This is a genomic window from Mycobacterium sp., assembly GCF_040398885.1.
GTDB lineage: Bacteria > Actinomycetota > Actinomycetes > Mycobacteriales > Mycobacteriaceae > Mycobacterium.
In genome coordinates this window covers 1-9,252 of sequence record NZ_JBBATF010000125.1, presented here as the reverse complement: position 1 = coordinate 9,252, position 9,252 = coordinate 1, and the positions used below count along the sequence as shown (strand labels likewise).

The window sequence follows — 9,252 nt, the reverse complement described above, 5'->3', positions numbered from 1 at the left end:
GTTGGGCGGCGGCGAAGGCGGAGAACCACTGGCAGCGGGTGGTCGTCTCGGCGGTCACCCTGGTCGCCGTCGTCGGCTATTTCGGCAACGGCCAGCGCGAGACGATCGTCGCGATCGGGGTGCTACTGCTGATCTGGTTGCCCGCGGTGCGCTGCCCCACCGCCGTCGCGGCGACCGCGGGTTTCCTCGCCGAGGGATCGCTCTACACCTACCTCACCCATTTCCAGGTGTACCCGCTGTTCGGCCATCCCCTGCCGGGGGTTGTCGCCGCACTGCTGGTGGGCGGCTGCATCGCCCAGGCCGTGTCGGCGCTGCGCCGTCATACCGCCCGGTCGGGGGTCACGTCACCGCACCCGGCAGCATAGGGGCATGTCCTCGACCGTTCTGTGGTTCCGTCGCGACCTCCGACTGCACGACCTGCCGGCCCTGCTCGAGGCCGCCGCAGGCGGTCCGGCGGTACTGGCCTGCTTCGTGCTCGACCCGCGATTGGAGAACCCCAGTGGTCCGCGCCGGTTGCAGTTCCTCGGCGACTGCCTGCGGGAGTTGGACGCCGCCCTGGGCGGCCGGTTGCTGATCACCCGCGGCCTGCCGGAGGAGTGCATCCCGCGGATCTGCGCGGGCGTCGGCGCCGCAGCGGTCCACATCTCCGCCGACTTCAGCCCGTTCGGGGTACGCCGCGATGCGGCTGTCACCCAGTCGCTCGCCGCAGCGGGTGTTCCGCTCGTCGCGACCGGGTCGCCCTACCTGGTGTCACCCGGCCGGGTCACCAAGGACGACGGCAGTCCCTACAAGATGTTCACCCCGTACTTCCGGCGGTGGCGGGAGGTGGGCTGGCGCGGCCCGGCCCAGTCCGTCCCGGACGGTGTCGACTGGGTCGACCCCGGCGGTGTGGCCGACCTGCCTGAACGGGTGGATCCGCCCGATCCCGCGGTGGCGCTGGAACTTCCGGCCGGCGAAACCGCGGCCCGGGCGCGCTGGGCGGAATTCCGCTCCGAGGGCCTGCGAGGCTACGCCACCGACCGCGACCGGCCGGACAGGCCGGGCACCAGCAGGATGTCGGCACATCTGAAGTTCGGCACCATCCATCCGCGGACCCTGGCCGCCGACCTGAAACCGCAGGACGAGGGCGACGCGGCCTTCCTGCGGGAGTTGGCGTTCCGCGACTTCTACGCCTCGGTGCTGCACCAGTGGCCGGCCAGCGCGTGGCGGAACTGGAATTCCTCGTTCGACGCGATCGAGGTCGACACCGGTCCGGATGCCGAGAAGCTCTTCGAGGCCTGGAAGCAGGGCCGCACCGGGTATCCGATCGTCGATGCGGGGATGCGCCAACTGTCCGGGACCGGCTTCATGCACAACCGGGTGCGCATGATCGTCGCGTCGTTCCTCGTCAAGGATCTGCACCTGCCCTGGCAGTGGGGCGCGCGCTGGTTCATGGAGCAGCTCGTCGACGGCGATCCGGCCAGCAATCAGCACGGCTGGCAGTGGAGCGCGGGCACCGGCACCGACGCCGCACCGTACTTCCGGGTGTTCAACCCCACCGCCCAGGGCGAGAAGTTCGATCCGTCCGGGGATTACGTGCGGCGCTGGATCCCGGAGCTCTCGCAGATCAACGGCGCCGGGGTGCACCGGCTCAAGGCCGGCCGGCCCGCCGGCTACCCGGAACCGATCGTCGACCACGCGTCCGAACGCGCCGACGCGCTGCGGCGGTACGGGTTGCTCGGCTGAGAGGTCGGGATCGCCGCCGATCCGGTCGCCGGATGTGCCAGACTGTCGGCAGGTGACAAGCTGTCGGCAGGTGACAAGCTGTCGAGCAAGTGACACGAGGAGCGAAATGGCCAACACCGAGGTGGAGCGTTACTCGGACGTCGATACGGCCGAGATCCCGTCGGCGGCGTGGGGCTGGAGCAAGATCAGCCACCGCACCTGGTACGCCGCGGGCGTGTTCATCATTCTGTTCCTGCTGGGCATGCTGCACGGAAACCACATCGGCCACGTCGAGGACTACTTCCTCATCGCCTTCGCGTTGGGGATCGCGTTCGTGATCGTCCGCGACGTGCTGATGCGCCGGCGCGGCCTGCTGCGCTAACCCCGCTCGGCGGCCAACTGCCCACAGGCGGCGGCGATCTCGCGGCCGCGGGTGTCGCGCACCGTGCACGACACCCCCTGGGCCCGCACCCGGCGCACGAACTCGCGCTCGACGGGCTTGGGGCTGGCATCCCATCTGCTGCCCGGCGTCGGGTTCAGCGGGATCAGGTTCACGTGAACCAGCGGACCGAGTGCGCCGTGCAGTCTCCTGCCCAGCAGGTCGGCCCGCCACGGCTGGTCGTTGACGTCGCGGATCAACGCGTACTCGATGGACACCCGCCGGCCGGTCACCTCGCCGTAGTAGCGGGCCGCATCCAGCACCTCATCGACCTTCCACCGGTTGTTCACCGGCACCAGGGTGTCGCGGAGTTCGTCGTCGGGGGTGTGCAGCGACAGCGCCAGGGTCACCCCGAGGCGCTCGTCGGCCAGTTTGCGGATCGCGGGGGCGAGTCCCACCGTCGACACCGTCACCGACCGCGCCGAGATGCCGAACCCCTCCGGGGGTGCGGCGGTGATCCGGTGAACGGCGGCCACCACCCGGGAGTAGTTGGCCAGCGGCTCACCCATCCCCATGAAGACGACGTTGGACAACCGGTCGTCACCGCGTGCCGTGTCCGGGCCGTCGCGCAATGTGATTGCGGCGGCGCGGACCTGTTCGAGTATCTCGGCGGCGCTCAGATTGCGGGTCAGACCGCCCTGGCCGGTGGCGCAGAACGGGCAGGCCATCCCGCAGCCGGCCTGGGATGAGATGCAGACGGTGTTGCGGTTCGGGTAGCGCATCAGCACCGACTCGAAGGTGGCCCCGCCGGAACCATTGGCAGCGCGCCCGCGCCACAACGTCTTCCGGGTGTCCCCGCCGTCGCACTCGACCTCCCTGACCACCGACAGCAGCTGCGGGAACAACGCGCCGGCCACCGCCTCGCGCACCGCCGCGGGCAGATCGGTCATCTGCTGCGGGTCGGCTTGCAGCCTCCCGTAGTAGTGGGAGGCCAACTGCCTGGCCCGAAACGCCGGCAGCCCCAGTTCGGCGACCGCGGCGGTTCGTTCGGCGGCGTCGAGGTCGGCGAAGTGGCGCGGCGGCAGGCCGCGACGCGGGGCGTCGAAGACCAGTTCCTGTTTCACGGAGTCAAGTATTCAGGCAAGCAGCGACAGGACGATCCAGGTCGCGACCGCCGAGGGCAGTGCCCCGTCGATGCGGTCCATCAGGCCGCCGTGGCCGGGCAGCAGGGTTCCCATGTCCTTGATGCCCAGATCCCGCTTGAACTGGGATTCAACCAGGTCGCCGAGGGTGGCGGTGATGACCAGCATGATGCCCAGTGGCACGCCGACCCACCACGGCTTGTGCATGATGAAGGTCACCGCGAAGACCGCGGCGGCGGTGCCGCAGAGCAGCGACCCGGCCAGGCCCTCCCAGGACTTCTTCGGGCTGATCGCCGGGACCATCCGGTGCTTGCCGAACAGCGCCCCGGCGGCGTAGCCGCCGATGTCGGAGAACGCCACGCTGAGCATCAGGGCGAAGACGCGCGATGCGCCCTCACGCGGGTCGGGATGGACCAGGAGCGCCCCGAAGGCGCCGAACAGCGGGATCCAGGTGGCCAGGAACACGGTGACCGCGACGTCGCGCAAGTAGTTCACCGGCTGGCTGTCCAGGCCCTGGCTTAGCAGCCGCCAGATGAGGCAGACCAACACCGTCCCGCCGTATGCCCCCAGCGCCCCGGCGGGACCGAAGGGCCAGGTCAGCCAGATCATCGCCTGGCCGCCGACGAGCAGCGGAATGAGCGGGATGACGAACCCCGCCTCGCGTAACCGCTTGACGACCTCGTGGGTGGCGACGGGCATGGCGACCGCGAGGATCAACAGCCATCCGCGGGGGGCGAAGATCAGGGTGGGGATGACGGTGCCGGCGAGCAGCAGGCTGACGGCGATCGCGGCGGGCAGATTGCGGCCGGCGCGCGAGGTGTTCACTGGAGGGGCTTCGGTCTCAGCCACGGTGGGTCATCTGCCGGGGTCCTCAGACCTCGAGCAGTTCGCCTTCCTTGTGCTTGACCAGTTCGTCGATCTGATGGACGTACTGAGCGGTGGACTTGTCGAGGTCCTTCTCAGCGCGGCCGACCTCGTCCTCGCCGGCTTCGCCGTCCTTCTTGATCCGGTGCAGTTCCTCCATCGCCCGGCGCCGTATGTTGCGCACCGACACCCGGGCGTCCTCGCCCTTCGCCTTCGCCTGCTTGACCAGGTCGCGGCGGCGTTCCTCGGTGAGCTGCGGGATCGACACCCGGATGATGGTGCCGTCATTGGTGGGGTTGACCCCGAGATCGGAGTTTCGGATGGCTTCCTCGATGGCCCGCAACTGGCCCGCCTCGTACGGCTTGATCACCACCATCCGGGCTTCCGGCACATTCACACTCGACATCTGGGTGATCGGCGTCGGCGTGCCGTAGTAGTCCACGACCACCCTGGAGAACATGCCCGGATTGGCGCGCCCGGTCCGGATGGAGGACAGATCGTCGCGGGCGACCGCGACGGCCTTCTCCATCTTCTCTTCGGCGTCGAAGAGAGCTTCGTCAATCATGCGGCTCCTCGGTCGGTGCGGGCTTCACGTGGTGACCAGTGTTCCGATTTTCTCACCAGCGACCGCTCGGGCGATATTGCCATCTGTGAGCAGGTTGAAGACCAGAATCGGCATTCCGTTGTCCATGCAGAGGCTGAACGCGGTGGCGTCGGCGACCCGCAGTTCCCGGTCGATGACCTCGCGGTGGCTGATCTCGGTGAGCAGTTCGGCCGCCGGGTTGTGCCGGGGGTCGTCGGTGAAGACGCCGTCCACGGCCTTGGCCATCAGCACCACCTCGGCGCCGATCTCCAGCGCCCGCTGGGCGGCGGTGGTATCGGTGGAGAAGTACGGCAGGCCCATTCCGGCGCCGAAGATGACCACCCGGCCCTTCTCCAGGTGCCGACGGGCGCGCAGGGGAAGGTAGGGCTCGGCGACCTGCCCCATGGTGATGGCGGTCTGGACCCGGGTGACGATGCCCTCCTTCTCCAGGAAGTCCTGCAGCGCAAGGCTGTTCATCACGGTGCCCAGCATCCCCATGTAGTCCGATCGGGTGCGCTCCATTCCGCGCTGCTGCAACTGCGCCCCCCGGAAGAAGTTGCCTCCGCCGATCACGACCGCGACCTGCACACCGCTTCGCACGACCTCGGCGATCTGACGGGCGACCTGCGCCACCACATCCGGGTCCAGTCCAACGGAGCCGCCGCCGAACATCTCCCCGCCGAGCTTGAGCAGAACGCGGGAATACCCGGGACGAAGTTCGGCGCTGACGTTCGTCGGCTCGACCATCGGGCTCCTCACGATCTCAGGTGGCGGCGGCAACATCATCCTGCCTCATGGCGACGAGGTGACGACACCGACCCGACCGGTATTTGCGACTGCAAACTAGGTCTAGACTTCCCCCCGAGGGGGTCACCCGGAGCCGGGGAGAGTGACGAAAGGGCGGGCGAGGACACCGATGCAAGCGAGGGCTGAGGCGACGCGTCGGCGGATTCTCGATTCCGCCGTGGATCTGTTCGACGAAATGGGTTACGGCGAAACCGGCCTGACCGACGTCCTGCAGCGCGCCGGGGTCAGCAAAGGCGCCTTCTACTACCACTTCGACTCGAAAGAGGCGCTCGCCGCGGCGATCATCGAGGAGTACGACCAGAAGCTGACGGCCTCGGCGGCCCGGTTGCTCGACAGTGACTCGCCGACATTGGAAGGCCTGATCAGGATCAGTTTCGATTCGGCCTTCCTGATCCAGACCGACAAACTGGCCCAGGTCGGGAACAAGCTCATGCAGGGACTGGATCAGATCAGTCACGTCGCGGGGGCGATCTACGCCCAGTGGACCGACAGGTACGTCCAGATGATGCGCCGAGCGGTGGGCACCTGGCAGCTGCGTGAGGGGGTCGACGCCGGCGACATCGCCGAGGGAATCTGGAACGGGATCGTCGGCTGCCATCTGCTGTGCGCGGCGACGGGCGAGGACCGGATCGAACGCCTCAGCCGAACCTGGCGACTGAACTTGAGGCTCTTCGCGCCGCAGGAGGCGCTGGCCGACCTGGAGGCCGCCCTCGATGAGGCCGCCGCCGGCTTCCGGTCCGCCGTCTAAAGCGTGATGAGCGGCCAGGGCTCGGCCGCTTCGAGTTCATAGCCCAGTTCCAGCAGCCGGCGCTCCTCGCCCGGCGGGGCGCTGAACATCATGCCGATCGGCATCCCGGAGGCGGATTGCGCCACCGGCAGCGAGATCGCCGGCTCCCCGGTGGCGTTCTGCAGCGGCGTGAACGCCACCCAGTCGACCAGGCGCTCGACGATCCGCTGGTAATCGGCGGTCGGGTCGAGGTGACCGATCATCGGGGTCTCCTCGGCCAGGGTCGGGCTGAGCAGGACGTCGTAGTCCTGGTAGAACCGCGCGGTCACCTTCCGCAGCCGGCGGAGCCTGCTGATCGCCAGCGGCAGCCGGTGCAGGTTGCGGCTGGCATGCCGGTCCAGACCGAGGGTCAGGTTGTCCAGACGGCTTCGGTCGAAGCTCGGGCCGAACGTCCGGCGGCCGGTGCGCACCAGGGTCATGGCCAGCGAGGCCCAGTACAGCAGGAAGTCTTCGGCGAACGACTCCGGAACCGGATTGCCGTCCAGGTGGTCGACGCGGTGACCCAGCCTCTCGAGTAGGGCGGCGGTCGCCAGCGTGTGATCCCGGATCGTCGGACTGGAGTCGCGGTTGACCGACCGGGTCACCACGGCCACCCGCAGCCGATCCCGGCCCGGACCGGTCACCGCGCCGATCGGGTTCAGCGAACGGTTGCGCCAGATCCGCTCGGCCTCCCGGTAGAAGGCGGCGGTGTCGCGCACCGACCGGGTGAGCACGCCGTCGCTGACGATGCGCACCGGCATCTGCCGGGCCAGCCTGTCCTGGGGCAACCGGCCACGGGTCGGCTTCAGGCCGACCAGGCCGTTGCAGGCGGCCGGAATCCGGATGGAGCCGCCGCCGTCGTTGGCGTGCGCGATGGGCACCACGCCGGCGGCGACGAAGGCCCCCGATCCCGACGACGACGCGCCGGCGGTGTAGTCGGTGTCCCACGGGTTGCGGACCGCCCCGATGCGCGGGTGCTCGGCGGAGGCGCTGAAGCCGAACTCCGAGAGTTGGGTCTTTCCCAGCGGGATCAGCCCGGTGCCCAGGAAGAACCGGGCGAAGTCGCCGTGGCCGGACTGCGGGCGCGGCGCCCAGGCGTCGGTGCCCTGCATGGTGGGCATGCCCTCGACGTCGACGTTGTCCTTGAAGAAGGTCGGCACCCCGTCGAAGTAACCGCCGCGCGGCGCCGTCGCCGCATCGGAGCGGGCCCGGTCGAACGTCTCGTGCGCCAGCCCGTTGAGGACCGGGTTCACCTTCTCGGTGCGGGCGATGGCGGCCTCGACCAGCTCAGCCGCCGACACCCGTCCGGTGCGGATCGCGCCGACCAGCGCCACGGCGTCGAGATCGCCGAGGGCATCGTCGCCGAAGGCGTTGACGTGGCGCACGGTCGGTCGCATTTCCGCCTGTCAGGCCTGCCCGACCTCGAACCGGACGAAGCGGGTGACGGTCACGCCGGCGTCGTCGAGCAACGCCTTGACCGTCTTCTTGTTGTCGGCCACCGACGGCTGCTCGAGCAGCACGACGTCCTTGAAGAAGCCGTTGACGCGGCCCTCGACGATCTTGGCCAGCGCCGCCTCGGGCTTGCCCTCGGCCTTGGCGGTCTCCTCGGCGACGCGCTTCTCGGCGGCCACCAGATCGGCGGGCACCTCGTCGCGGGTCAGGTACTTGGCCTTGAGTGCGGCGATCTGCAGGGCGACCGCGTGCGCGGCGTCCTGATCGGCGCCCTCGAACTCGACGAGCACGCCCACGGCCGGCGGCAGGTCCGCCGCTCGCTTGTGCAGGTAGGTCTCGACCTTGCCGTCGAAGAACTGCACCCGGCGCAACTCGAGCTTCTCGCCGATCTTGGCCGACAGCTCGGCGATGGCCTCCTCGACTGTCTTGTCGCCGGCCTTGGCGGCCTTGAGCGACTCGACGTCGGTGGCCTTGGCGGCCAGCGCGGCGTCGACGACCTTGTCGGCCAGGGCCTGGAACTCGGCGTTCTTGGCGACGAAGTCGGTCTCGGAGTTGAGCTCGATCAGGGCGCCGCCCCTGGCCGCTACCAGACCCTCGGCGGTGGCCCGCTCGGCGCGCTTGCCGACGTCCTTGGCGCCCTTGATACGCAGCGCCTCAACGGCCTTTTCGAAGTCGCCGTCGGCATCGGCCAGTGCGTTCTTGCAGTCCATCATTCCCGAGCCGGTGAGCTCGCGAAGGCGCTTGACGTCGGCGGCGGTGTAGTTGGCCATTGTCAGTTTTCCTCAACGGTGACGGTGGTGGTGACGGACTCGTCGGCAACCGGGCCGGCCTCGGTCGGGGCGGCGTCGATGGCGGCGTCGATGGCGGCGCCGGCCAGCAGTTCCTGCTCCCACTCGGCGAGCGGCTCAGCCGTGGCATCCGGCTTCGCGGCGCCGGCGCCGCCGCGGGCCTGCAGGCCTTCGGCGACCGCGGAGGCGATGACCTTGGTCAGCAGGGCCGCGGACCGGATCGCGTCGTCGTTGCCCGGGATCGGGTAGTCCACCAGGTCCGGGTCGCAGTTGGTGTCGAGGATCGCGATGACCGGGATACCCAGCTTGCGGGCCTCGCCGACGGCGATGTGCTCCTTGTTGGTGTCGACGACCCAGACGGCGCTGGGCACCTTCTGCATGTCGCGGATACCACCGAGGCTGCGCTCGAGCTTGGTCTTCTCGCGGGTCAGCATCAGGATTTCCTTCTTGGTGCGACCCTCGAACCCACCGGTCTGCTCCATGGCCTCGAGTTCCTTGAGGCGCTGCAGGCGCTTGTGCACGGTGGAGAAGTTGGTCAGCATCCCGCCCAGCCAGCGCTGGTTGACATACGGCATCCCGACCCGGGTGGCCTCCTCGGCGATGGACTCCTGGGCCTGCTTCTTCGTGCCGACGAACATCACCGAGCCGCCGTGGGCGACGGTCTCCTTGACGAACTCGTAGGCCTTGTCGATGTAGGTCAGCGTCTGCTGCAGGTCGATGATGTAGATGCCGTTGCGGTCGGTGAAGATGAACCGCTTCATCTTGGG

10 protein-coding genes and 1 pseudogene are annotated in these 9,252 nt (G+C 68.9%); 4 read left to right on the top strand and 7 right to left on the bottom strand.

Annotation, left to right across the window (positions count from 1 at the left end; all coding sequences use genetic code 11):
* The 3 genes and pseudogenes from ADBZ5U_RS11930 to ADBZ5U_RS11920 all read left to right on the top strand — a co-directional run.
* Positions 1–365, top strand: a pseudogene (locus ADBZ5U_RS11930) (AMP-dependent synthetase); the annotation flags it as partial.
* A 4-nt stretch (positions 366–369) separates the two neighbouring features.
* Positions 370–1,725 carry a cryptochrome/photolyase family protein gene (locus ADBZ5U_RS11925; protein ID WP_526265681.1) on the top strand — a complete coding sequence of 452 codons (1,356 nt, stop codon included), beginning with the start codon at positions 370–372 and terminating at the stop codon, positions 1,723–1,725.
* Between the two features lie 106 nt (positions 1,726–1,831).
* The gene (locus ADBZ5U_RS11920; RefSeq protein ID WP_526265679.1) at positions 1,832–2,086 is read left to right on the top strand and encodes a DUF2631 domain-containing protein; all 255 of its coding nucleotides are present in this window, start codon (positions 1,832–1,834) and stop codon (positions 2,084–2,086) included.
* Here ADBZ5U_RS11920 and rlmN read toward each other — a convergent pair.
* The 4 genes from rlmN to pyrH are packed head-to-tail and all read right to left on the bottom strand — an operon-like array spanning position 2,083 to position 5,455.
* Positions 2,083–3,207: a dual-specificity RNA methyltransferase RlmN gene (gene rlmN, locus ADBZ5U_RS11915; RefSeq protein ID WP_526265677.1), complete on the bottom strand. Its 1,125-nt coding sequence runs from the start codon at positions 3,205–3,207 to the stop codon at positions 2,083–2,085. The genes ADBZ5U_RS11920 and rlmN overlap by 4 nt on opposite strands.
* 12 nt (positions 3,208–3,219) lie before the next feature.
* Positions 3,220–4,050, bottom strand: a complete 831-nt coding sequence (locus tag ADBZ5U_RS11910; protein ID WP_526265675.1) for a phosphatidate cytidylyltransferase — start codon at positions 4,048–4,050, stop codon at positions 3,220–3,222.
* Positions 4,051–4,096: 46 nt separating this feature from the next.
* The gene (frr, locus tag ADBZ5U_RS11905; protein ID WP_526265673.1) at positions 4,097–4,654 is read right to left on the bottom strand and encodes a ribosome recycling factor; all 558 of its coding nucleotides are present in this window, start codon (positions 4,652–4,654) and stop codon (positions 4,097–4,099) included.
* A 24-nt stretch (positions 4,655–4,678) separates the two neighbouring features.
* Positions 4,679–5,455: a UMP kinase gene (pyrH, locus tag ADBZ5U_RS11900; protein WP_526265683.1), complete on the bottom strand. Its 777-nt coding sequence runs from the start codon at positions 5,453–5,455 to the stop codon at positions 4,679–4,681.
* A gap of 133 nt (positions 5,456–5,588) precedes the next feature.
* On the opposite strand from pyrH, the gene ADBZ5U_RS11895 reads away from it, so the two are divergent.
* Positions 5,589–6,227 (top strand): TetR family transcriptional regulator, encoded by a 639-nt coding sequence (locus tag ADBZ5U_RS11895; protein ID WP_526265671.1) that lies wholly within the window; start codon positions 5,589–5,591, stop codon positions 6,225–6,227.
* Here ADBZ5U_RS11895 and ADBZ5U_RS11890 read toward each other — a convergent pair.
* The 3 genes from ADBZ5U_RS11890 to rpsB form a co-directional block, all read right to left on the bottom strand.
* Positions 6,224–7,642: an amidase gene (locus ADBZ5U_RS11890; RefSeq protein WP_526265669.1), complete on the bottom strand. Its 1,419-nt coding sequence runs from the start codon at positions 7,640–7,642 to the stop codon at positions 6,224–6,226. The two genes, ADBZ5U_RS11895 and ADBZ5U_RS11890, sit on opposite strands and share 4 nt — an antisense overlap.
* 9 nt (positions 7,643–7,651) lie before the next feature.
* Positions 7,652–8,467 carry a translation elongation factor Ts gene (gene tsf, locus ADBZ5U_RS11885; RefSeq protein ID WP_526265667.1) on the bottom strand — a complete coding sequence of 272 codons (816 nt, stop codon included), beginning with the start codon at positions 8,465–8,467 and terminating at the stop codon, positions 7,652–7,654.
* Positions 8,468–8,469: 2 nt separating this feature from the next.
* The coding region (rpsB, locus tag ADBZ5U_RS11880) for a 30S ribosomal protein S2 (protein WP_526265665.1) at positions 8,470–9,252 on the bottom strand (783 nt) is incomplete at its 5' end.